The sequence below is a fragment of the Methanothermococcus okinawensis IH1 genome, from assembly GCF_000179575.2.
GTDB lineage: Archaea > AGJL01 > Methanococci > Methanococcales > Methanococcaceae > Methanofervidicoccus > Methanofervidicoccus okinawensis.
Map to the genome: position 1 here is coordinate 121,703 of NC_015636.1, position 23,768 is coordinate 145,470.

The 23,768-nt window shown below is 29.5% G+C and carries 21 protein-coding genes and 2 tRNA genes; 12 read left to right on the plus strand and 11 right to left on the minus strand.

The window, feature by feature from the left end:
• Nucleotides 1-46: 46 nt before the first annotated feature.
• From carB (METOK_RS08935) to METOK_RS00645, 5 genes are all read right to left on the minus strand, one after another.
• Nucleotides 47-1,858, minus strand: a complete 1,812-nt coding sequence (carB, locus tag METOK_RS08935) for a carbamoyl-phosphate synthase large subunit (protein ID WP_013866309.1) — start codon at nt 1,856-1,858, stop codon at nt 47-49.
• A 25-nt stretch (nt 1,859-1,883) separates the two neighbouring features.
• On the minus strand, nt 1,884-3,323 hold the full coding sequence (carB, locus tag METOK_RS08940) for a carbamoyl-phosphate synthase large subunit (protein WP_013866310.1): 1,440 nt from the start codon (nt 3,321-3,323) through the stop codon (nt 1,884-1,886).
• A 218-nt stretch (nt 3,324-3,541) separates the two neighbouring features.
• Nucleotides 3,542-4,627, minus strand: a complete 1,086-nt coding sequence (gene sucC, locus METOK_RS00635) for an ADP-forming succinate--CoA ligase subunit beta (protein ID WP_013866311.1) — start codon at nt 4,625-4,627, stop codon at nt 3,542-3,544.
• Nucleotides 4,628-4,788: 161 nt separating this feature from the next.
• Complete coding sequence (gene pyrI, locus METOK_RS00640) at nt 4,789-5,277, minus strand: aspartate carbamoyltransferase regulatory subunit (protein ID WP_048057981.1); 489 nt, start codon at nt 5,275-5,277, stop codon at nt 4,789-4,791.
• Nucleotides 5,278-5,344: 67 nt separating this feature from the next.
• Complete coding sequence (locus METOK_RS00645; protein ID WP_013866313.1) at nt 5,345-5,932, minus strand: phospholipase D-like domain-containing protein; 588 nt, start codon at nt 5,930-5,932, stop codon at nt 5,345-5,347.
• A gap of 412 nt (nt 5,933-6,344) precedes the next feature.
• Here METOK_RS00645 and cobY point away from each other — a divergent pair, with 412 nt between their 5' ends.
• The 3 genes from cobY to dapF all read left to right on the plus strand — a co-directional run bounded on the left by cobY (nt 6,345) and on the right by dapF (nt 8,330).
• Nucleotides 6,345-6,938 carry an adenosylcobinamide-phosphate guanylyltransferase gene (gene cobY / locus METOK_RS00650; RefSeq protein WP_048057814.1) on the plus strand — a complete coding sequence of 198 codons (594 nt, stop codon included), beginning with the start codon at nt 6,345-6,347 and terminating at the stop codon, nt 6,936-6,938.
• 29 nt (nt 6,939-6,967) lie between these two features.
• Nucleotides 6,968-7,252: a PRC-barrel domain-containing protein gene (locus METOK_RS00655; RefSeq protein ID WP_013866315.1), complete on the plus strand. Its 285-nt coding sequence runs from the start codon at nt 6,968-6,970 to the stop codon at nt 7,250-7,252.
• A 169-nt stretch (nt 7,253-7,421) separates the two neighbouring features.
• Nucleotides 7,422-8,330: a diaminopimelate epimerase gene (gene dapF, locus METOK_RS00660; RefSeq protein WP_013866316.1), complete on the plus strand. Its 909-nt coding sequence runs from the start codon at nt 7,422-7,424 to the stop codon at nt 8,328-8,330.
• 120 nt (nt 8,331-8,450) lie between these two features.
• On the opposite strand, the gene asnB is transcribed toward dapF, so the two are convergent.
• Complete coding sequence (asnB, locus tag METOK_RS00665) at nt 8,451-10,019, minus strand: asparagine synthase (glutamine-hydrolyzing) (protein ID WP_013866317.1); 1,569 nt, start codon at nt 10,017-10,019, stop codon at nt 8,451-8,453.
• A gap of 193 nt (nt 10,020-10,212) precedes the next feature.
• Nucleotides 10,213-10,983 carry a coenzyme F420-0:L-glutamate ligase gene (locus METOK_RS00670; protein WP_013866318.1) on the minus strand — a complete coding sequence of 257 codons (771 nt, stop codon included), beginning with the start codon at nt 10,981-10,983 and terminating at the stop codon, nt 10,213-10,215.
• A gap of 293 nt (nt 10,984-11,276) precedes the next feature.
• Between METOK_RS00670 and lysA the strand changes: the two genes are divergently transcribed.
• Both lysA and METOK_RS00680 read left to right on the plus strand, forming a co-directional pair.
• Entirely contained in the window at nt 11,277-12,593 is a 1,317-nt protein-coding gene (lysA, locus tag METOK_RS00675; RefSeq protein WP_013866319.1) for a diaminopimelate decarboxylase, read from the plus strand.
• A 115-nt stretch (nt 12,594-12,708) separates the two neighbouring features.
• Nucleotides 12,709-13,290, plus strand: a complete 582-nt coding sequence (locus tag METOK_RS00680) for a DUF1847 domain-containing protein (protein ID WP_013866320.1) — start codon at nt 12,709-12,711, stop codon at nt 13,288-13,290.
• 73 nt (nt 13,291-13,363) lie between these two features.
• On the opposite strand, the gene METOK_RS00685 is transcribed toward METOK_RS00680, so the two are convergent.
• The gene (locus METOK_RS00685) at nt 13,364-14,314 is read right to left on the minus strand and encodes a hypothetical protein (RefSeq protein ID WP_013866321.1); all 951 of its coding nucleotides are present in this window, start codon (nt 14,312-14,314) and stop codon (nt 13,364-13,366) included.
• 243 nt (nt 14,315-14,557) lie between these two features.
• Nucleotides 14,558-14,647: transfer RNA gene (locus tag METOK_RS08595), tRNA-Sec, on the minus strand.
• A 312-nt stretch (nt 14,648-14,959) separates the two neighbouring features.
• Between METOK_RS08595 and cdhD the strand changes: the two genes are divergently transcribed.
• The 4 genes from cdhD to METOK_RS00705 all read left to right on the plus strand — a co-directional run bounded on the left by cdhD (nt 14,960) and on the right by METOK_RS00705 (nt 18,828).
• Nucleotides 14,960-16,183 (plus strand): CO dehydrogenase/acetyl-CoA synthase subunit delta, encoded by a 1,224-nt coding sequence (cdhD, locus tag METOK_RS00690; RefSeq protein ID WP_013866322.1) that lies wholly within the window; start codon nt 14,960-14,962, stop codon nt 16,181-16,183.
• A 162-nt stretch (nt 16,184-16,345) separates the two neighbouring features.
• Nucleotides 16,346-17,812 carry an acetyl-CoA decarbonylase/synthase complex subunit gamma gene (gene acsC / locus METOK_RS00695; RefSeq protein WP_048057816.1) on the plus strand — a complete coding sequence of 489 codons (1,467 nt, stop codon included), beginning with the start codon at nt 16,346-16,348 and terminating at the stop codon, nt 17,810-17,812.
• Between the two features lie 138 nt (nt 17,813-17,950).
• Nucleotides 17,951-18,023 (plus strand) — tRNA-Gln (locus METOK_RS00700).
• A 109-nt stretch (nt 18,024-18,132) separates the two neighbouring features.
• On the plus strand, nt 18,133-18,828 hold the full coding sequence (locus METOK_RS00705; protein WP_013866324.1) for a DUF166 domain-containing protein: 696 nt from the start codon (nt 18,133-18,135) through the stop codon (nt 18,826-18,828).
• A gap of 12 nt (nt 18,829-18,840) precedes the next feature.
• Here the strand turns inward: METOK_RS00705 and METOK_RS00710 are convergent, their stop codons facing one another.
• Together METOK_RS00710 and METOK_RS00715 are read right to left on the minus strand one after the other, a co-directional pair.
• Nucleotides 18,841-19,158, minus strand: coding sequence for a transcription factor S (locus METOK_RS00710; RefSeq protein WP_013866325.1), 318 nt, complete (start codon nt 19,156-19,158; stop codon nt 18,841-18,843).
• A 252-nt stretch (nt 19,159-19,410) separates the two neighbouring features.
• The gene (locus METOK_RS00715; RefSeq protein WP_013866326.1) at nt 19,411-19,827 is read right to left on the minus strand and encodes an NUDIX domain-containing protein; all 417 of its coding nucleotides are present in this window, start codon (nt 19,825-19,827) and stop codon (nt 19,411-19,413) included.
• Nucleotides 19,828-20,145: 318 nt separating this feature from the next.
• On the opposite strand from METOK_RS00715, the gene lysS reads away from it, so the two are divergent.
• From lysS to METOK_RS00730, 3 genes are all read left to right on the plus strand, one after another.
• Nucleotides 20,146-21,765, plus strand: a complete 1,620-nt coding sequence (lysS, locus tag METOK_RS00720) for a lysine--tRNA ligase (RefSeq protein ID WP_048057983.1) — start codon at nt 20,146-20,148, stop codon at nt 21,763-21,765.
• A 126-nt stretch (nt 21,766-21,891) separates the two neighbouring features.
• Nucleotides 21,892-22,689, plus strand: a complete 798-nt coding sequence (locus METOK_RS00725; protein WP_013866328.1) for a hypothetical protein — start codon at nt 21,892-21,894, stop codon at nt 22,687-22,689.
• A 160-nt stretch (nt 22,690-22,849) separates the two neighbouring features.
• Nucleotides 22,850-23,653, plus strand: a complete 804-nt coding sequence (locus METOK_RS00730; RefSeq protein WP_013866329.1) for a 2-oxoacid:ferredoxin oxidoreductase subunit beta — start codon at nt 22,850-22,852, stop codon at nt 23,651-23,653.
• The last annotated feature ends 115 nt before the right edge of the window (nt 23,654-23,768 follow it).

Sequence of the window (23,768 nt, forward strand, 5' to 3'; positions counted from 1 at the left end):
AATATAATTAAAAATAAATAAGTAATATATAAAATAATAGATTTATTTAATTTTCGAGTTCATTTAATGAATAAACTCCTAAATCTCCTTTTTTAATCGATTCTATTGCTTTAATTGTAGATAATGCTCCTTGGATTGTTGTAATGTATGGTATATTAAGTTCCACAGCTGCTCTTCTAATATAATAACCATCAGATTTTGCCTTACTTCCTGAGGATGTGTTTATAATTAAATCTATCTCACCCTTATGAATTAATTCAAGGATATTTCCAGACATACCCTCAGATATCTTTTTAACAATCTTTACATTTAATCCTGCATTTCTAATAACTTCCGCAGTGCCCTTTGTAGCAACAATGTTAAATCCAAGTTCGTTAAATTTTTTGGCTATATTCAATATATGTTGTTTATCCTTATTTTTAACGCTTATAAATACAGTTCCAGAAGTTGGGAGCTCCATATTTGCAGATAACTGAGCTTTATAATAGGCCTTACCAAAATCTCTATCAATACCTATGGCTTCTCCTGTTGATTTCATCTCTGGACTAAGCACAGGGTCCACACCGGGTAGTTTTTGGAATGGAAATACTGCCTCTTTCACACTTACATATTTTGGTTTAGCAAGCCCAGTATATCCCATATCTTTAAGTTTATGACCAAGCATAACTTTTGTGGCAATCTTTGCAAGCGGAGCTCCGATAGATTTACTCACATATGGAACAGTCCTACTTGCCCTTGGATTAGCCTCGATAATATAAACAATTCCGTCTTTTATGGCATATTGTATGTTTATTAAGCCAACTACCCCTAATTCTTTTGCAAGTTTTGTTGTGTAATCTACAATGGTGTTAATAATTTCTTTTGAAAGTGTTTGAGGAGGTATTACACAGGCACTATCTCCACTGTGTATTCCAGCCTCTTCGATATGTTCCATAATTGCCCCTATAAACACATCTTCACCATCACAAACTGCATCCACATCGATTTCAACAGCATCATCTAAAAACTTATCAATAAGTATAGGATGCTCAGAGGATACCTTTACAGCCTCCTTCATATAATCCTTTAATTCATTCTCATTATATACGATTTCCATAGCCCTTCCACCAAGCACATAGGAAGGTCTAACAAGCACAGGATACCCAATTTTTTCAGCAATTTTTAAAGCATCTTTTTCGTTATATACCGTAGCCCCCTCAGCCTGAGGTATATTCAATTTTTTTAATATTTTGGAGAACTGCTCTCTATCCTCTGCTAAATCAATAGATTGAGGAGAAGTTCCAAGGATATTTACGCCTGCATTGTATAACTTCATAGCAAGATTTATTGCAGTCTGTCCTCCAAACTGAACAATTACACCCAATAGATTACCATTTTTCTTTTCATTTTCTACGATATTCATAATTTCCTCAAAAGTAAGAGGTTCAAAATAAAGTTTATCAGAGGTATCGTAATCTGTGGATACGGTTTCTGGGTTGTTATTTACTATTATTGCTTCAATACCCATTTCTTTTAAGGCAAATATAGCATGAACTGTTGAATAGTCAAATTCTACACCCTGACCAATTCTTATAGGTCCAGAACCTAAAATTATTACCTTCTTTTTAGATGAAGGAATACTTTCATTCTGTTCATCGTAAAATAAATTTTCATAACAAGAATAATAATATGGAGTTTTTGCTTCAAATTCAGCAGCACAGGTATCTACCATTTTATAAACAGGCAATACATTGAGTTTTTTTCTTAATTCCTTAATATCATTTTCACTTTTATTTAGTAAATTAGCCAATTGAACATCGGAAAAACCAAGCATTTTTGCTTTAAGTATTACCTCTTTTAGTTTTTCGTTTTCTATCATAGTGTTTCACCAATTTTTAAATTAATTAAATTAATTTAGATAAAACTTCGAGCTCCTTCTTAGTATCAACAATATTTTTTATTTTCTTAATGAAAAATTCATCAATGCCTGTTAATTCGCATATTTCTGAAACAGTCCATCCTTTATCAAGTGCTTCGGCAATCACAAACAATCTTTCGTCTGTTGGATTTTTTAATATATTATTAATAGTTTCATTACTATGGTTAATATCCTTTCCATCCCCTATTAATCCATATCTTCCAATATCTAAACTCCTGATAGCCTTTTGAAGTGCTTCTTCAAGGGTTCTGCCTATTGCCATTACTTCTCCTGTGGATTTCATGCTTGTTCCTAAATGTTTATCAACAGTTCTAAATTTATCAAATGGCCATCTTGGTATCTTTACAACGACATAATCCAATGTAGGTTCGAAACTTGCAGGTGTTTCCTTTGTAACATCGTTTTTAATCTCATCAAGGGTCATTCCAATGGCTATTTTGGATGCTATCTTGGCAATTGGATATCCTGTTGCTTTACTTGCAAGTGCGGAGCTCCTACTTACCCTTGGATTTACCTCGATTACCCTATATTCAGTCATGTCTTTACTTACTGCAAACTGGACATTACAGCCCCCTTCTATCCTTAAATGCTTTATAATTTTTAATGCTGCATTTCTAAGTCTCTGATGCACTTCGTCGCTTAGGGTTTGGGATGGAGCTACAACGATACTTTCTCCTGTATGTATTCCCATAGGGTCCATATTTTCCATATTACATACAACGATACAGTTATCTTTTGCATCTCTCATTACTTCGTATTCATATTCTTTCCATCCAAGAACGCTTTCATCTATCAATACTTGATTAATTAATGAGTAATTAAGTCCTTTTTCGGTTATTTCTCTTAATTCTTCTTCATTATGGGCAATACCTCCACCAGAGCCTCCAAGTGTAAATGCAGGTCTAACTATCACAGGATAACCGAGCTCAGCTACTGCATTTAATGCCTCTTCAACCGAATGTACAGCATGTGATTTTGTTACAGGTTCGCCTATCTCTTCCATTGCTTTGTTGAATAGTTCCCTATCTTCACTAGTTTCTATAACTTCTACTTTTGAACCAAGTAATTCTACGCCATATTTATCTAAAATTCCCATTCTATGAAGGTCCATGGCTAAATTTAATCCAGTTTGGCCTCCCATAGTTGGAAGTATGGCATCAGGTCTTTCTTTCTCTATAATTTTCTCCACAATCTTTGGATGAAGTGGTTCAAGATAAACCTTATCTGCAATATTGGTATCAGTTTGAATTGTTGCTGGGTTTGAATTTACCAAAATAGTATATATTCCTTCCTCTCTCAACGACTTACATGCTTGAGAACCTGAAAAATCGAATTCTGCCGCCTGACCTATTACAATTGGTCCAGAACCTAATATCATTACCTTATTTATATCCTTCCTTTTCAAAATTCCACCTATGTCATATATTGAATTATTTAAATTACACCATAAAAATTATAAACTAAATATATTTTTCATAAATGATTATAACAAATAGTATTTATTTTTAACTTAATTTTAAAATAGATTTATAGATTTATAAAATATAAAAATACGATATGTAATTAGGTTATATTAATTAAATTTAATATAATATATAACTTTAACTTATGAATATGAATGGCTTAATTATTAACCATTTCCATCAATTTTTTAGCAGCTTTTTCCATCGAATATTCAAATGGAATACCGTTTTCAGTTAATATTCTCCTTCCCTCTTCCTCATTTGTTCCCATCATTCTTACGGCAAACTTCACATTTGGATGTTTCTTCAATACTTCAACGATACCCCTTGCAACTTCATCGCACCTTGTAATACCTGCAAGCACATTTATGAATATTCCCTTTACATCCTTTTTCAATACCTTTTCAAGTGCCTTTTTAACAGTTTCTTCATTAGCCCCTCCTCCAATATCCAAGAAACATGCGGGATTTCCACCGTATTCTTTTATCATATCCATACTTGCAAGAGTAAGACCTGCACCGTTACCTATTACTCCAATATCTCCGTCGAGCTCCACATAGGCAAATTCAAGTTTATCTTTTTTATTGAATTCTTCAAATTGTGTATAATCATGCCTATAATATGCATCATCATCCACATTTAAAACTGCATCAGCTGCAAGAGCTCTGCCATCTTCGGTTATTACAAGAGGATTTATCTCCACAAGCATTCCATCCATATCTTTAAATACATTGTATAATTTATAAACTATATCTGCAACCTTGGAGATTTCACTTGAAGGTATATCGGCATCTTTTAGGATATTCCTTGCAATATATGGTAAAAATTCATTTAGTGGATTAACATGATATTTTATTATCTTTTCAGGGTTTGTTTTTGCGATTTCTTCTATTTCTACACCACCTTCTGTTGAAAACATAATTACTGGCTTTCTCTCTGCTCTATCTATTGTTATACCCAAATAATATTCTTTTTTAATAGGGAGCTTCTCCTCAACAAGAACTTTTTCAACCTTTTCTCCTTTTATATCTTTATTTAACAATTCTTTAATTTTCTCATTAGCCTCATTCACAGTATCTGCAAATAAAACCCCTCCTGCTTTCCCTCTTCCACCTACAAGAACCTGTGCCTTTATTACAACGGGTTTATTTAGTTTTTCGATTTCATTTGATGTTATAAATCCCTCTGGAACAGGTATTTTGTATTTTTTAAATATTTCCTTTGCCTCATATTCGTGTAATTTCACAATATCACCTTATTTTATTATTTTATTTTTTCAATATTTTATTATACTTATTTTAATTTTTTATTCAGTTTATATTTATTCTATATTTTTACCCTTTTTTAACTTCTTTTTTATTTTATTATTTTTTTTCAGTTTTATCGATTTTTTAGTAATTTATCCAATCATCTACATATTTCAATAGCATTTAAGAATTTTTCACAGTATTTGCATCTTATTTTTAGAGGTTCCTTTTCCTCAACTTTAAATTTACCAATTATATTTTCAGTTTGAGTTATGCAATTTGGATTTGTGCATTTTAATATGCCTTCTATTTCGTCAGGAATCTCGACTTTAAATTTCTTTACAACCACTCCATCCTTTATGATGTTTATTGTGGCATTTGGAGATATAAGACTTATCTTATTTACATCCTCTTTTGAGAGCTCTATTCCTTCTATCTTTAAAATATCCTTTTTTTCATTTTTTTTAGATGATACATTCATGGCAATAGTTACAGTTTGATTATTATTTAGGTTCAAAACCTTATAAACTTTTAATGCTTTTCCTTTTGTTATATGGTCTATTACTGTCCCATTTTTAATGGGTTTTACCTTTAAACTTTTTTCCTTTAAATTTTTTTTTATGTTTTTTATATTTCTTATTTTTTCCATATCTTCCATATTATTATCCATCATGCAATATCACCATGCAATAACTTGCTACTATTCTACTATTTTACTATTTTACTGAGCCCCACACCAATTCAAAATAATCTTTTTCTTTATTAACTATTTTTTTGTCAATTATGGCGACACTAGATTCTCTATTCTCAAAAAGTGCTTTATCAGTCCAATTATGGCTTCCAAGCACTACTGTTTCATTATCTACAATTATAAGTTTATTGTGGGTTCTTTGGCGTTCGGTTAATTTAACAGGTATTCGCTCGCTACTCAATAAATGTTTTATGGTTCTATTAGATTCTACCTCTCCATCGAGAATAACCCTAACCATCACACCTCTTTTCCTAGCATTTATGAGCTCATATAATATATCTTCTGTTTTTTTACATTTATATACCGAGAACATAATTATATTTATTTCTTTTTTAGCAGAAGATATTAAATTAAGAACATAATAATAATATTTTTCGTCATTTAATATCTCTATTTTGGTCTTTCTGATTTTAGGACTTATGGTTGTAATGCTTGATTTACTGGTTTTGTCGGATGTGAGTATATCGATTTTATTGGACAAATTAAAAACAAAATATAATAATATAACCAAAATTATCAAATTTATTATATTTATATATGAGAATAACACCATGATTTTCCCTTTTTATTTTTTATTTCTTTTTTATTTAGGGCGGGTCATTTTGTATATTCTTTAAATATCAACACCTGATATTTAACAAATTTAATCGTTTCCATATAAATGAAAATTAAAAAGTTAATGGAAACGAATTATTATGACCCACACTATTTTTATTTTTTAAATAATATATTTTATATATGGATTCATATTCATCTATTATCATTATCTATTAAATATATTATTAATCAATCAAAACTAATCATTATTACCTTTCATTATTACTACCATTCATTTTATTATTTGGTTTATTAAATTGATATATGAATATAATTACTGAGAATATTTATATCATTAATAATATTATAATATAATATTGTAATATAATAATCATAATCCCAATATCATAACATTATAATGTGGCAGTATGGATGCATTAATAATGGCTGGCGGAAAAGGCACAAGGCTAAATTCTGATATTGAAAAACCCCTTTTGCCAATTCTAAGAAGACCTATGATAGACTATATTGTTGAAGCACTTTTAGAATCCAATATAAATAATATATATATTGCAGTATCAAAAAATACGCCAAAAACCGAGGAATATATTAAATGCTATAAAAGATATTACATCAATAAAAACATATACCTAATTAAAACATCGGGGCTAAATTATATCCATGATTTAAATGAATGCATACCCTATTTTTCAGAACCTTTTATGGTATTGTCCTGCGATATTCCTACGATTAAACCAAAAATCATAAATAAAATTATAACTCAATATCATATTATAAAGTCTAAGAAAGCCCATGTGGAATCTCTATGTGTAGTTGTTAAAAAGGATATTTATCCAAGTAATCCAAGTATTGTGATGGATGGATATATCCCATTAGGTATCAATATATTAAGTCCAAAATATGGCGAACAGAAAGAAGAATTATATATAATTGATGAACCAATATTAAATGTAAATACATTGGAAGATAAAAACCTTGTTGAAAAAATACTGTTGGAATAATAATAAATAATAATGGTGAGTTTATGAGTATGAATAAAACCAAAATTCCATTTAGAACATTAGTTGGAAAATCCATTGTAGGAAATATGGGGAGCATTATAGGAACTGTAACCGATGTAGTTATGGATGAAAATACTGGAAAAATCATTTCATTGGATGTAGAACCATCAGAGCAAAGTCCCATTCCTCCTTCCGATGATTGTTATAGATTGATACCATATAAAATAGTTTTGGCTATAAGGGATGTTGTTGTTATTGATGAATCAAAAATAAATAAGGTTAGAATTATAAGCAAAAGACCAAATGCAGAATAAATTCCATATAAATTCTAATCTACTTATAGTTATTTTTATATAATTTATTTTTAGTATATATTTTCAATATTTATTTTATATATTATATTACTTTTATTTCTGCTTTATTTTTTTAAATTTTAAAATATATTTAAATAAATAATTAATAATTAAATTAAATGGTGATATAATGGATATAAATGTTAAGGATTTAGAATTTACAAAAATGCATGGTTTAGGAAATGACTATATTGTAATAAATGAATTTGATGGAATAAAAATAAAAGAAGAAGATAAAGAAGAATTTTCAAGAAAAATATGTAAAAGAGGATTTTCCATCGGTGCAGATGGTGTTATATATGTTCAAAAACCAACCAATGACAAATACGATGTGAGATTTAGAATATTTAATAGCGATGGTTCAGAGGCTGAAATGTGTGGAAATGGCATAAGATGTTTCTCCAAATATGTTTATGAGAGAATATTAAAGAAAAATCCTTTAAATGTGGAAACAAAAGGAGGTTTAAGAGTTTCAGAGATGGATATTGAAAACGACATTGTAAAAAAGATTAAGGTATATATGGGAGCTCCGACATTTCAATTAAAAGATATACCTATGAAGGTAGAAGGAAAATCAGAAAATGATGAATTTTTAAATGAAGCCATTAAATTGAATAATGATTTAATAGATGAAATTAAATTAAGCGTTGTAAATGTTGGAAATCCCCACGCTGTGATATTTGTTGAGGATAACAATATTACCATGGATTTTGCGAGAGATAACCTAAATACATTAGGTAAAGAGATAGAAAACCATGAAGTATTTCCAGAAAGAATAAATGTCCATTTTATAGAGGTTATAAATCCAAATGAAATAAAAATATTAACATGGGAAAGAGGAGCAGGATATACCACAGCATGTGGAACTGGAACCACGAGCTCAGTAATTATTGCTCATAAACTTGGAAAAACAGGAAATAAGGTTTTAGCACATTTAGACGGAGGAGATTTGGAAATTGAAATAAAAGAGGATGGAGTTTATATGAAGGGAGATGCTGTAATTGTTTATGACGGTAAATTGCAAAATATAGGATGGTAATGCTTTAAAAAAATAATAATAATTTTAAATAAAATTAAAATAAAAAATAAAAATAAATAATAATAAAATAATTAATAGATACTTAAAATAAAATAATTAGATAAATAATAGAATTAAAAATTAAATATGGTGCTTTTCCATTTTTTCCATTAAAACATTTTTAAAGAATTCATTTATTTTCTTTTTTGAATATCCATATTTTCTTGCAGTGGCATATATCATTTTTTCGCTTCCACTTCCATACTGTGCAGCTTTTTTAGGTCGATAGGCTATATAATCAGGTATATAGTTTGAAGCAATGTCTCTTAATATTATTTTTCTTTCAGTATCATTTAATTTGTATTCGATAGGCAGTGATAAACCTACTTCAACTACATCCCTATCTAAAAATGGTACCCTGAGCTCTACACCATTAGCCATTGTGCAGTGGTCATCTCTTTCAAGATTTACTTTATAGATATTCATTACATCGTTATATAGCAATTTTTTAAGTTTTTCTTTTCCCATTTCATTTAGTGCCTTTAAATATCTATTGTATCCACCAAATAACTCATCTGCACCTTGCCCAGACAATACCACCTTTATTCCATCTTGCTTAGCCATTTCAGAAGCGGCATATATAGGAATACCCACTGCAAGTTTCATTAAATTCAATTCATCGATGGCATAAGCTACATTAAAAAGATATTTTTCGTATTCTTCGGGAGATATGATTTTTTTTCTAAACTTCAAGCCCATATCTTTTGCAGCTTTTTCGGCATATTTTATATCTTCACTCTCTTCTGTGCCTACGGAGTATAACACTACATCGCAGTATTCTGACGCCAGTTTTGCCACAAGTGTGCTATCAACACCTCCGGAATAGATAATACCTACCTTATCAATGCCTCTTGTTCTTTTTGATATGGAATCCCATAATGCATCTTCAAGCTCTTTTTTACAGGATTCATAATCTATATTTTTATAATTATTTTCAAAATAATCAGTCCTGATTTTTTGAATATTTTCTTCAATTTCATATTCATTTTCATCTAAATCGTATATTAATTGACTATTGGGATTTAAACGAGATATTGGATAATGGTATGCCTCTTCAAATGACATTATATCTATTTCCATTAATAAATACCATAATGCCTTTTTCTCAGACGCAAAGGCAAAATAATTAGGTCTATCTATATAAAAAAGTGGTTTCACTCCAAAAATATCCCTTCTCAATAGTATTATATTTTCATTTTTATCGTATAGGCAGTAAGCATAATCCCCATCGAGCTCATCTAAAATACCCTCTTCATAACTATGAATTATGATTTCGCTATCTGTATCAGTATTAAAATCATGTTTATTTTGCAAATCTTCCATTAACTCATAGTAATTGTATATTTCTCCATTGCAGATTGTCCATATACTTTCGTCCTCATTTGAAATGGGCTGACTTGCATTACCCACAATAGCCAAACGGTTATGTCCCATACCTAACCTGTTGGATTTATCGAATGGTATATTTAAGTTGTTAAAGTCATTAAAATAGATAACTTCATCATCAAACATTAATCCAGAACTATCTGGTCCTCTATGTTTCAAAATCTTCATTTCATTAATTAAATGTCTTAAAATTTCTTTTTTACAGCTACTACTCGGACCCTCGTCGTCATCATCTTTTACTATTATTCCATTTATTGAACACATGATGCATCACTAAATTTATGCTATATAGTTTTATCTTTATTTTTTATTTTTTTAGTTTTATTTTTTAGTTATTTTTAGATTATTTATTTTTATTTATTATTGATATACATATATAAATTTTATTATTTATATGTTATATGTGTTATATTATATATATTTTATTTTAGTTATTTGCATTACTAATTTTTTAAATTTACTGTCTAAATATATCTTCCTCCTTTTTTCTAATTAAATCCTTCCCATTTCCTTCAACAAATGGAACTGGTGCATTTCTTATAATTACAAGAGGTATTCCTTCGTTTGACTGTCCCATTACAACAGATGCAGTAGCTGCGAGCTCATCTGCTATGCCTACTTCTGTTGTATGAAGGGGTCTTCCAAATAAATCTTCCTCTCCTCTCCTATCCCACAATGTACATATCCCGCTTACGCCTATTGCCACACCACAAGAACCTTTTCTAAATGGTCTTCCCATACTGTCGTTTATTATTACTCCAATCTTTTTTCCCGTTTTTTCTTCAATCATTTTTCGGAGCTCCGATGCACTTTTATCTGGGTCTTTTGGAAGGGGTTTTATAGCATTAAGGGAATTACTCTCATCAACTCCGCTGTTTGCACATACGAAACCATGTTTTGTTTCAGTGATAATAAATTTTTCACCAACTTTAACTATTTCATTTGATTCATCAAGTATAACCTGCACAACCTCTGGAGATTTATCCAGTCTTTTAGCAAGTTCAATAGCCTCTTTGGATGGTGTTATGTTCTCTTTTTTTAATATATTTCCTTCAAGTTTTGATATAACAGTTTCCGCTATAACTATTATATCTTTATCCTCTATTGGATATTTTGAAATTAAATCCGCGAGATAATTTAGACCTAACTTTTCATCTCCTGAGATTATTGGTATCTCCAAACCTATAACTTCCATTTTTCTTTTTTCTACGATTTTATCTTTTAGCATAATTTTCCCTTATATTATTATAAACTAAATTCTTGTTATAATATCTTTTTATAACTTCTTACATGAAATATATATAATTTTTTAATTCAATAAACGCTAAATAAATTAAAAAAATAAATGTATTAATAAGAAACTAAAATATAAAAAATATAAAAATAAATAAAACCTGGTTATAAAGAATATATAAAATTAATTTAAAATAGAATAAAATAATAAAAATAAAAATAAGATAAAAAAAGATAAAAATTAGTAATAAGCAAATAATAATAAATTCCGATAAAAACGGTGAAAACATGAAATTTCTTGGAAATGAAATGATAACTGTTGAAGATGGTATTTTAAAGATAGATGGATACAATGCAACAGAGCTCGCAAAAGAGTATGGAACGCCACTTTATGTAATGAGTGAAAGTCAGATTGTTAAAAACTTTACAAGATATGTTGAAGCATTTAAAGAATATACCGAAAAAACAGGCAAAGAATTTATTGTAGGTTATGCATACAAGGCAAACTCAAACTTGGCAATTACAAGATTGTTATCAAAATTGGGATGTGGTGCAGATGTTGTAAGTGGAGGTGAGCTCTACACCGCAAAGCTTTCAAATGTTCCATCAGAAAAAATTGTATTCAATGGAAACTGCAAAACAAAAGACGAAATAATAATGGGTATTGAAGCAAATATAAGGTCATTCAATGTAGATAGCATAAGCGAATTGATATTAATAAATGAAACTGCAAAAGAAATGGGAAAAGTGGCAAATGTTGCATTTAGAATAAACCCTAATGTAAATCCAAAAACCCATCCAAAAATTTCAACAGGATTGAAAAAGAACAAATTTGGACTTGATGTCGAATCTGGAATTGCAATGAAAGCCATTAAAATGGCAAAAGATATGGAAAATGTAAATATTGTAGGGGTGCACTGTCATATAGGTTCTCAATTAACGGATATTACTCCATTTATTGAAGAGACAAGAAAAGTTATGGATTTTGTCGTTGAATTGAAAAAAGAAGGCATTAAAATAAAAGATGTTAATTTAGGTGGTGGATTGGGCATTCCTTATGACAAAAATACAGAAATTCCAACTCAAAAGGATTTGGCAAATGCTATAATAAATACAATGATGGAATATAAGGATAAAATCGAGCTCCCAAATTTAATACTTGAACCTGGAAGAAGCCTGGTAGCAACAGCAGGGGTATTACTTGGAAAAGTGCATCATATTAAAGAAACACCTGTTGCAAAATGGATAATGGTTGATGCTGGTATGAATGACATGATGAGACCTGCAATGTATGACGCCTACCATGAGATAACACCATGTATCATAAGAAATGAAAATAAGAAAGAAGTTGTGAATATTGCCGGTGGATTATGTGAGAGCTCAGATGTATTTGGAAAAGATAGGGAGCTCCCAAAAATAGAAGTAAATGATATAGTCGCCATATTGGATGTTGGGGCATACGGTATAAGCATGGCAAACAATTACAATGCAAGGGGCAGACCTAGAATGATTTTAACATCAGAAAAAGGTGTATATATTATTAGAGAAAGAGAAACCTATGCAGATTTGCTATCAAAAGATATTGTGCCTAATTATTTGCTGTAATTATCGTAATTATCATATATTACTTTATTACTCTAATATTATTTTATTACTCTATTATTTTAATATTACATTATATTACTTTAAATTTTTAAAAAAATATATCGAAGGTAAAATAATGCAATGTGCAAAATGCAATGAAAAATCCTGTGCAAAAGGAAAGAATTGTTATAAAGAAATTAGTGAAAAGGCAATGAAAGAGTATGAAAATGATGAAAATTTAAAGATAGCAAAAACTTCATCCTACATCGAAGGAACATACTATATGAAAAAAACACGATTGGAAGAGATTATAGAATTTTGTAAATTGATGGAATATAAAAAGATTGGAATAGCTTTTTGTATTGGAGTGGAGAATGAAGCAAAAACTTTGGATAAAATCTTATCTAAATATTTTAAAACCTATTCCGTATGTTGCAAAGTCTGCGGGATTAGCAAAGATGATTTAGGCTTAACAAAAATAAATCCAAACAATAGAGAATCCATGTGTAATCCAATAGCTCAGGCAATGATTTTAAATGAAAAAAATACAGATTTAAATATTATGATAGGTTTATGTATCGGTCATGATATGTTATTTCAGAAATATTCAAGAGCTCCTACAACAACATTTTTAGTCAAGGATAGGGTTTTAGCACATAATCCCGCAGGAGTTCTATACAGTAAATACTATGTAAAAAAGAAATTTCATATAGAATAATCTTTTTTTATTTCTTATTTTCTATTATTTCTATTATTATTTTTATATTATCCTTTTTATTTCTATTAGCGTCTTATCCTTTTATTTTATTCTCCCGAAATTCTCTAAATAATTTAAACTCTTCATTATCAAGAGGATATATTTTAATTTCAAAATTGTTAAATATACAGAAATTTTTAATATAACGGTAGGCTTTATCACCTGTGTAATCTTCAAAAAAGGCATAAATAGGTTTTTTTTCATTAGATACAATATACATATTTTTATCAATTTCTATCAATGAAGGCTCTTCTGTTAAAATGTTTATTAAAGAATCGTTCTTAACCGTTTTAAATCCCTTTTCTTTTATTTTTTTAATCAATTCATCAAATGATAAAGAGGTTTTCAAAGGAGCTCGGGGATGAGTTTCTACATAATTATTAAATTTATTGAGAGATATTTTATTGATAAATGCGGTAACTTCGCTAACCGCAAAGATGGTTTTTATTTTTCCAAGAGCTTTTTTTCCTTCAAGTTTTTTATTTTTAGACTCATATAATGCAAAAATTTCGTCGCAGTTTTTGAATATCAATGTTCCTTTGTCAGATTTATATTTTTTTGGTATTAAAATTACTTCATATAAACCCATTCCTATATAATTATATATATTGTTGTATTGATTTACTAAAATACCATTTTCCGTGTTTATATCTGGTTTTACATAAGAAGAGATTGAATTACATATATTTTCTCGTGATTTGAATATTGGAGATGTAAGTTTATTGTTATTTAACTCATCATCTATAATTCTTTTAACCTCTTCATTTGAACATTTATATATTTCTATCAAAAACAAATCAGGTAGATTTTTTAATATTGTTTTTAAGTTAGATTTCTTTCCATCCAAAATCGAGAGTATTAATTTTGAATTACTGTAAAACAGCATGGCATTATCTATTTTTATAAACCCTGTAAAGTCCTGCAAAAAAGAGACAGCCTGTTTAAAATCAGATAAATTTCCTACTTTGGAGTATATTCTCTTCATAATCTCCCCTATAGTAATAAGATAAATGTAATGAATAATAAACTTTAACTAAACTAAATAAAATTAAATATAAATTAATGCCTAAATAATATATAAAGAATAAATATATGGATAATAATATATAAACAGTAAATAATAAAGGCATCGATGAAGTAATCAAAATAAAAAATATGACCTGTAAAATTATCTGTATATAATTGTTTATATAATTATATATAAATGTAAAGAACCATATAAAAAAAACGGCGCTGGGGGGGGAATCGAACCCCGAGTTCAAACGAACTTGACGGATCTGAAGTCCGCCCTGTGTCACCAGACACAGCACCCCGCGCCACGATGTATTATTATATTGATGTAATACTCTTCTTATTAGCATTTCAGTTATATATCTAATAAGATTAATATATTCAAAACATAAAAAATTACACCATAGGTTTTTAAATTATAATATTTCACAATTCCTTTTAACCATTATAATTTCTAATATATATCTTTTTCTATAATTTATTTACAATATTTAAAAAATTTTTTATAATTGTGAAATATACCTTTAATTAACCTTCGATATCCATTTTAAAGAGTTGCGATAGAATTTTATTCAAAAGATTTATATATAACTTTTTTTAGATAACATATTAATTTGTAATGATTTATAATGATAGATTTTTTGGTGATTCTATGGACCTTGATGCACTAATAAAAATAGTGGAAAAAGTAGGTAGAATAGAAATAGATAATATTGAAGTTACAGCAGATGAACTTGTAATAAATATACCTTCGGCACCACCATTAGTAATACCACAAACACCTGCATTAAAAGAAACACTTGTAGAAACTGGAATAAGCAAAGAATTAAAAATAGAAATTCCAGAGATAGATTGGGAAATACCAATAAATAAATATAAAGGACATATAAGGGAAGTTCAATTTGGAAAACCAAAATCCGAAGGAGGAAGAGGTAAAGTTGTAAAAATTGGTGGTCAAAAAGCATTATATAGATTTGAAGAACCACAACCAAACGCACCTGTGGTAACCTTTGATATATTCGATATGCCTATGCCGGGACTTCCAAAAAATGTTAGGCAGTATTTCGAGGATGTTATGCAAGACCCTGCTGAATGGGCTAAAAAATGTGTAAAAGAATTTGGAGCAGATATGATTACAATACACCACATATCAACAGACCCAAAAATTAAAGATACTCCTGTAAAAGATGCAGCTAAATTAATGGAAGAATTATTACAGGCAGTAGATGTTCCATTTGTTATTGGTGGTAGTGGAGACCCTAAAAAAGACCCTCTTGTGTTGGAAGCTTGTGCAGAGGTTGCAGAGGGAGAAAGATGCTTACTTGCATCGGCAAACCTTGATTTGGATTATAAAAAGGTTGCAGATGCTGCTATGAAATACGACCACAATGTGTTATCATGGACTATTATGGACCCAAATATGGCTAAGGACTTAAACAGAAGGTTAATATCTCATGGACTTGATGGAGACAGGATTGTAATGGACCCAACAACCTGTTCATTAGGATATGGTTCTGAATTCTCTATAAATGCCATGACAAGGTTAAGAATATCAGGGTTAAAAGGGGATGAGCTCGTAAATATGCCGATGTCATCAGGAACAACAAATGCTATTGGGGCAAGAGAAGCATGGATGAAAAACCCTAAATGGGGAGATAGAGCATATAGACTTCCATTATGGGAAATTACAACAGGTTTAACCATGCTTTTAAGTGGTGTAGATATATTCATGATGCTTCATCCTGTATCCATTACAGCATTAAAAGAACTTGGTAAAACACTAACAACAAAACCTGGGGAAATAAAAATAAATACCGACAATTACGAATGGATAAAGGCATAATTAATTTATACTTAAAATATTCATTAATCAATATGTATTAATTATTATCATTTATTTTACTCCTAAATCACATTTACTTACTTATTATTTAATTTATTAATTAATATTTATTAATTATTCATTTATCATATATTTTTAAAATATGGAATATTGGTGATGATAATGGCAAAAGTAAGTGCTATGGATATTTACAAACTTCTTCCAAAAACAAACTGTAAAAAATGTGGTGAATCTTCCTGTATGGCTTTTGCAACAAAATTGCAAAATAAAAAAGCAATGGTTGAGCAATGCCCTATAATGAACACACCAAAATTTGAAAAAAATAAAAAGAAACTTATAGAGATGTTATCCCCACCTGTGAAAGAAGTTTGGTTTGGTTATCCAGATAAAAAATGCGTCATGGGTGGAGACGAGGTAATGTATAGATATGAGCTCTCATTCTTCAACCAAACTCCTCTTGGTATAGATATATCCGATAATTTATCCGATGAGGAAATAAAAAATAGGGCAAAATATGTTGAGGATTTTGTATTTGAAAGAACTGGGGAAAAATTAAAATTGGATTTTGTTGCCATAAGAAACGCATCCAATGACCCCGAAAAATTTAAAAAAGCTATTGAAATTGTTCAAGAAGCTACAAAATTGCCTATTGCATTGTGTTCTCTTAATCCAGATAATATTGAAAAGGCTTTGGATGTTGTTAAATCAAAAACTATGATATATGCCGCTACAAAGGATAATTTTGCAGAGCTCCTAAAAATACTAATACAAAAAAAAGAATCTGGAAAGAAATTTGCATTAGTTTTATCCTCAGATGATATAAAAACATTAAAGGGTATGACTAAGGAATGCGTTAAATATGGTATTGAAGATTTGGTTTTAGACCCCCATACAACACCTGAAAACATTGCAGAAACACTTGATAAGTTTGTAATGATAAGAAGAAGTGCAATAGAACGAGAGGATAAATTATTGGGCTATCCATTATTGGGGCTTCCTATAAACAGTTATTTCTATGTGCTAAATGGAAATAATACCCTAAGTAAGTTTATAGAAGAGTCTGATAAAGCAGCAGGGATTATTGAGGCTAGAACTGCAAATGCACTGTTAAATAGGTATGCCGATGCAATGATTCTACATGGAACAGAGGTATGGGAATTGATGCCTATATTAACTCTTAGACAGGCTATATTCACAGACCCAAGGAAACCTCAGGCAGTTGAACCTGGCTTATATCCAATAGGAAATCCTGATGAAAACAGTCCTGTAATTATGACTACGAACTTCTCATTGACATTCTATACTGTAACAGGAGATTTTGAAAAAGACAATGTTAAATGCTGGTTATTGGTGCTTGATACCGAAGGTAAAGCCGTGGATGTTTCAGTTGCTGGTGGTCAATACTGCGGTGAAAATGCTAAAAACCTAATCGAAGAAACTAAGATTGAGGAAAAAGTAAATCATAGGATAATTATACTACCTGGATTAGCAGCCCCTGCAAGAGGAGATATTGAAGAAAAAACAGGATGGACTTGTGTAATTGGAACAAGAGATTCTTCGCAAGTAGGGGAGTTTTTAAAGAAGAATTGGGAAAAGATATTGAATGATTGGAAAGCCAAAAATGCATAAAAAGTATAATAATTGGTAAATTTTTTTATTTTATTTTTAGTTTATTTTTATTTATATATCAACATATTTACAAATAATAATTATAGAAAAGTATATATATGGGAACAACATTATTAGAGTTTGCTCTGATTTGGAATTAGCCCGGTAGTGTAGTGGCCAATCATCCTAGGCTTTGGACCTGGGGACTGCGGTTCGAATCCGCACCGGGCTACTTTTTATTTTAGACATATATATTTGTATATCTAAATATATTATATAAAAATTATAGTTTCATTAATCACATATTCGATATATATCGTATTAACATTCACGGTGTAATTATGGACAAACGAGGTATATGTATAAATATTGCCATTGTCTCAGAGGGAAAATATGGAGACAGAGCTACAAAAGTCATTGGAGAAAAGTTTAATTGCAATTTTTTAAAGATAAATTATACCGGAGATTTTGAAGATATTGAAATTGACAGAGCTCAGTTGGATGAGATGAAAAAATATGATATAATAATCACATATACCATAAATCCAGATTTAACATATACTCTTATAAACGAGATAAGCAATATCAACAAAAAAGAGAAAAAGAATATCTTCGTAATCGTGGGAGCATGGAAGGGAGAAGGATTTAAAAAACAGCTTGAAAGTTTTGGAAATGTAATTTGTCCAGATTTGATGTGCAATTTGGATGAACATATTTTAAAAGATAAAATTGAAAAATATCCCCAGTTGAGAGAGTTTCTAAAATATTTTGGAAAACCTATTGTTGAGGTATATCTTGATGATAATGATATAATAAAATATATAGATGTAATAAGGGAAGCTCCGTGTGGTTCGAGCTCCGATACATTGAAAGAATATATCGGAAAAAAATACGATAAAAAAACTTTAATAAATATTGGATTGAGGGTTCAGCATTTTTGCAGAGCCGGAAAACTAAGAGTTTTTACTGAAAAAGAAAGCAAAAAGAGTAGGGCGGGCAGAATATTAGTAGAGGGAATAAATTTAAAAAAGATTTAAAAATAAAATTAATTAGTCGTATTCTCTCCATGTATAGCCACATTTTGTGCATTTATAAAACCTTGTTTCAGGTTCATCAGCACATCTTGTTTGCTGCAACCACCAGTAAGCTTCCATGTTTCCACATTTTGGACATTCTATCCTTGTAGTTGGCAAGGTATTCACATCTTCAATTACCACAATTTCTTGTTTATTTGATTCTATTTTTTCTTTTAATTCGTATGATTCATCAGTCTGTTCTAAATCCTCTTCATAACCACATACTGTGCATACCAGTTTTCCATCTTTTGGAAGCATTATATTTTTACATTTTGGACAGAATTTTACCATATTATCACCTTGATGTATTTAATATATTTTTATCAAAAATAAAGGCTCCAAAACGAACGAAGTGAGTTTTGGACTTTCGAAATCTTTGATTTCGAGTAATAAAATTCCGAAGGAATTTTATCTGATTGATGCAACCTTTTTTAAAGGTTGCGGGTGGAATATTACCATATTATCACCTTAATATATTTAAATTTATATTTTCATTAAAAATTAAAGGTTTAAGGGTTTTTATCAAAATTTAGCGTTTATTTTTCATTTTAATTTTAGGTAATTTAAATAATCTTCAAATATTTTTTTATGGTCAAATGCCAAATTTAAATTTTTAACCTCTTCGATTTTAAATAATTTAGCCTCTTTGGCATCGTCAGCTCCTTTGATAGTTCCTTCAATAGGTTCCAACACATAAACAACAGAAACTGTATGGCCCCTCGGGTCTCTATTTGGGTCTGAATAAACTCCAAGAAGGTGTTTTATTCGAGTTTTTAAACTTGTTTCTTCCTGAACTTCCCTTATAACAGCATTTTCTGTGGTCTCCCCATACTCTACAAAGCCTCCTGGAAATGCCCAAAAATCTTTAAAAGGTGGATTTTTTCTTTTTATCAATAGTATTTTATCGTCAATCTGAACTATGCCATCAACAGTTAATGATGGTGATTTATATTTGCACATATTATCATCAAAAATATTTTATTTCATTATATCAATGGTTTAAATAACCTTAAAAAGGGTTAGTAGGTTACTATACTTCTTAGATTCTTTAATAAATTTACTTTTTATGATATTATACAATATCATTAAATAGGTTTTGAATTAAGAGAGTTTTTATAATATTTATAATTTACGATAAATTTAACAAAGTATATATGCATTATATATCTATTTAAATAAACTAAATATAATATGATAAAAATAACATAATAAAATAAGATGATAAAGAATACAAATATAATAATAAAAAATAAAGAAAATATATATGGAGGCGATTATTTGCATTGGGCTGACGCTATGGCTAAAAAAATAATAAAAAAAAGAGAGAAACAAAATCCTAAAAAATATCTTGTTGCAAGTGGTATTACTCCATCAGGGCATATACATGTAGGAAATGCAAGAGAAACACTTACAGCAGATGCACTTTATAAAGGACTAATAAATAATGGTGTAGAGGCTGAGCTCATATTTATTGCCGATACCTACGACCCACTCAGAAAGGTTTATCCTTTTTTGCCTGCGGGATATGAAAAGTATGTGGGTATGCCATTGAGTGAAATACCATGTCCTGAGGAATGCTGTAAAAGTTATGCAGAGCATTTTTTAAAACCATTTGTGGATAGTTTAGAGGATTTGGGTATTAATTTAACATTATACAAGTCTGATGAAAACTATAAAAAAGGACTTTACGATGAAAAGATAATATTAGCATTGGAAAATAGGGATAAAATAAGGGACATACTAAACAGATATAGAAAAGAGCCACTTCCAGAAGATTGGTATCCATTAAATGTAGTTTGTGAAAAATGCGGAAAATTAAGCACAACAAAGGTAATTAACTATAACAGAGAAAATAAAACTATTGAATATGTATGTTCCTGCGGACATAAAAACACGGTAAAGCCCTTTAAAGGTAGGGGAAAACTTCCTTGGAGAGTTGATTGGCCTGCAAGATGGAGTATATTCAATGTAATAGCAGAACCTATGGGTAAAGACCATGGAACATCTGGTGGTTCCTACGATACAGGGGTTAAAATTGCCAGAGAAATATACAATTATCAAGCACCTGAAAAAATAATTTATGAGTGGATTCAGTTAAAAATAGGAGAAAAAGCTGTTCCAATGTCTTCGTCATCTGGTGTGGTATTTGCAGTTAAAGACTGGGTAAAAATCTGCCATCCTGAAATTTTAAGGTTTTTACTTTTGAGAAGCAAGCCTACAAAACATATAGACTTTGATTTAAAGGCAATTCCTAATCTTGTAGATGACTACGAAGAACTGGAAAGAAAATATTTCGAGCTCATGAAAAAAAGAGAAAAAGGCGTTGAATTGAATGAAAATGATATGGATAAGATAAGGTTGTATGAGCTCTCAACACCAAAGATACCTGATGAGTTGCCTTTGCAGATACCGTATAGATTCTGCGTTATAATATCTCAGATAGCCTACGATGCTGAAAAAGGAGAAATTAATATGGATAAAGTGCTTGAAATCCTTAAAAGAAATAACTACGAATCCATTGATTCAATAAAAGAAAGTGATTTCGAACGATTGAAAACAAGATTATATATGGCTAGGAATTGGGCTTTAAATTATGGTGAAGTATTAAAAATAATAGATTTAGAAAAAGCAAAGGAAATATACAATAATGAATTAAATGAAAAACAGAAAGAATGGATAAAAACCTTTGGAGAGAAATTGAGAGAAATTGAATTCGATGCATTATCCATACACGAGTTAATATATAACAGTGCAAAGGAAATGGAATTAAATCCAAAAGAGGCATTTTTAGCATCGTATAAAATACTTCTTGGTAAAAAATATGGTCCTAAATTAGGAAGTTTTTTATCATCACTTGATAGGGATTTTGTAATTGGGCGATATTCCTTAACAAAATAAAATATTTTTAAAATTTTTATTATTATTTATTATTACTTATTACTATTTATTATATACTATATATTATATATTATTTATTTATCTCGATACTTAGTAATTAATAATTTTTCTATTTTGGGTGAAAATATGATAGAGATTATATCCTATCAAGAAGTTAAAGGAAATAACAAAGATATTGTAAATAATGAATTTGAAAAATTACTAAATGAAATAAAAAATAAATATAATGCCGAAATATTGTCCGTAGATTATGAAGAAGAGGATGGAAAAGAGGGAATATTATATATAAAAGTTGGAGAATTGAAAATAACATTTAACTCTTTTTTGGAATATGTGGATTTTTGTTTAAATTATGGTGCTGATTTGGATATAGTTAGTCCATCAAAATTAAAAATTAGTTCAAAGGAATTTGGAGAGACTGTTGCCCATATAATTGAGTTTTTTAAAAGATTTTATGAAAAATATAATATAATGTTCAATGTCCATATAAAAGAAGAAGATAATATTAATGTTGAGGAATATAAAAACGGCATTTACGATGAGGATGACATATTTGCATTACAGGAGGAAGGACTTATAAAAGTAAAGGCTGTTTTTGAAGGGTTTGGGAGCTCCGAGGATGAGGTAATTAAAAAGGTATTACTATCATTTGGGGATAATATAGTGGTAAATAAGGTTATTACAAAACCTTTGGAAAAAGAGGGAAATTATAAAAATGTGAATTTTTATGGATTAATAGCTGTGGAAATATTTTGCAAACCTTTCGATATTGTAGAGATGGCTTATAAATTTTTACCTGTTGTTATATCTATTGAAGATAGATATATTGAAATAGATGGTTTAGAATTGCAAGATATTGGAAATGATTTAGGAGGTGCAGTTTTCGAGCTCACCCATGCAGCAGTTATGAAAAACTTAAATTAAAAAAATAATAAATAGAAACTAATAGAAAATAAACAGAAAGAAAAATAAAAAAATTAATAAAACACTAAAATAATTATAAAAAAATAATGAAAAATAAAAAAATTAATGATACATAAAAATAACCATAAGATAATTATATAATTTTATATTTGGTGATAATATGCATCCAGCAATAAAATATATGAGAGAGGACAGACTCCCACACATATTTTGTCCAGGTTGTGGAAATGGTATTGTATTGAACTGTTTTATAAATGCCCTTGAAAAATTGAATATGAGCTCCGAAGACTATATAGCAATATCTGGAATTGGATGTTCATCAAGGCTTGCAGGATATTTAAACTGTGATTCATTACATACAACACACGGGAGACCAATAGCATTTGCAACAGGGGTAAAGGTTGCTAGAAATGATAAAAAAGTCGTTGTATTTACAGGAGATGGTGATTTATCGGCTATTGGTGGAAATCACTTTATCCACGGTTGTAGGAGAAATTTGGATATAACGGTGATATGTGTAAATAACAACATATATGGAATGACAGGAGGTCAGTATTCACCAACTACACCGCATGAGAAAAAAGCCACCACTGCACCTTATGGAAATGCAGAAAACCCTATGGATTTATGTAAATTGGCCATTGCTGCGGGTGCCACCCATGTAGAAAGATGGACAACGGCACACCCTATTCAGTTATCAAATGCTATAAAAAAAGGAATAGAAAAAAAAGGATTTTCATTTATTGAGGCAATATCGCAATGTCCAACATACTATGGAAGATTTAATGTTTCGAGAAATCCTGCTGAAATGATTAAATTCTTTAAGGAAAATTCAATAACTATAAAAAAAGTTGAAACTGAAAATCTTTCAGATGAAGAATTAAAGGATAAAATTATTGTGGGAGAGTTTTTAGATATCGAAAAACCTGAATTTATAGAGCAAATAAATATGCTGCAAAAATAATAATTATATAACAACACTGTTAAACGGTTGTTATTGGATAAAACTAATTAAAATACTAAAATAAATAACTGAAAATTACAGGATATAATGGAATAACAAAATAAATAATAAAATA

What these genes read in the sequence shown, in the direction of transcription:
- carB (WP_013866309.1), bottom strand. Translation starts at nt 1,858, where the DNA reads ATGATAGAAAACGAAAAACTAAAAGAGGTAATACTTAAAGCAAAAATG.
- pyrI (WP_048057981.1), bottom strand. Translation starts at nt 5,277, where the DNA reads ATGGAAAAAATAAGAAATATAAAAAACATAAAAAAAAATTTAAAGGAA.
- METOK_RS00645 (WP_013866313.1), bottom strand. Translation starts at nt 5,932, where the DNA reads ATGGTGTTATTCTCATATATAAATATAATAAATTTGATAATTTTGGTT.
- cobY (WP_048057814.1), top strand. Translation starts at nt 6,345, where the DNA reads ATGGATGCATTAATAATGGCTGGCGGAAAAGGCACAAGGCTAAATTCT.
- METOK_RS00655 (WP_013866315.1), top strand. Translation starts at nt 6,968, where the DNA reads ATGAATAAAACCAAAATTCCATTTAGAACATTAGTTGGAAAATCCATT.
- dapF (WP_013866316.1), top strand. Translation starts at nt 7,422, where the DNA reads ATGGATATAAATGTTAAGGATTTAGAATTTACAAAAATGCATGGTTTA.
- asnB (WP_013866317.1), bottom strand. Translation starts at nt 10,019, where the DNA reads ATGTGTTCAATAAATGGAATAATAGTAAAAGATGATGACGACGAGGGT.
- METOK_RS00670 (WP_013866318.1), bottom strand. Translation starts at nt 10,983, where the DNA reads ATGCTAAAAGATAAAATCGTAGAAAAAAGAAAAATGGAAGTTATAGGT.
- lysA (WP_013866319.1), top strand. Translation starts at nt 11,277, where the DNA reads ATGAAATTTCTTGGAAATGAAATGATAACTGTTGAAGATGGTATTTTA.
- METOK_RS00680 (WP_013866320.1), top strand. Translation starts at nt 12,709, where the DNA reads ATGCAATGTGCAAAATGCAATGAAAAATCCTGTGCAAAAGGAAAGAAT.
- METOK_RS00685 (WP_013866321.1), bottom strand. Translation starts at nt 14,314, where the DNA reads ATGAAGAGAATATACTCCAAAGTAGGAAATTTATCTGATTTTAAACAG.
- cdhD (WP_013866322.1), top strand. Translation starts at nt 14,960, where the DNA reads ATGATTTATAATGATAGATTTTTTGGTGATTCTATGGACCTTGATGCA.
- acsC (WP_048057816.1), top strand. Translation starts at nt 16,346, where the DNA reads ATGGCAAAAGTAAGTGCTATGGATATTTACAAACTTCTTCCAAAAACA.
- METOK_RS00705 (WP_013866324.1), top strand. Translation starts at nt 18,133, where the DNA reads ATGGACAAACGAGGTATATGTATAAATATTGCCATTGTCTCAGAGGGA.
- METOK_RS00710 (WP_013866325.1), bottom strand. Translation starts at nt 19,158, where the DNA reads ATGGTAAAATTCTGTCCAAAATGTAAAAATATAATGCTTCCAAAAGAT.
- METOK_RS00715 (WP_013866326.1), bottom strand. Translation starts at nt 19,827, where the DNA reads ATGTGCAAATATAAATCACCATCATTAACTGTTGATGGCATAGTTCAG.
- METOK_RS00725 (WP_013866328.1), top strand. Translation starts at nt 21,892, where the DNA reads ATGATAGAGATTATATCCTATCAAGAAGTTAAAGGAAATAACAAAGAT.
- METOK_RS00730 (WP_013866329.1), top strand. Translation starts at nt 22,850, where the DNA reads ATGCATCCAGCAATAAAATATATGAGAGAGGACAGACTCCCACACATA.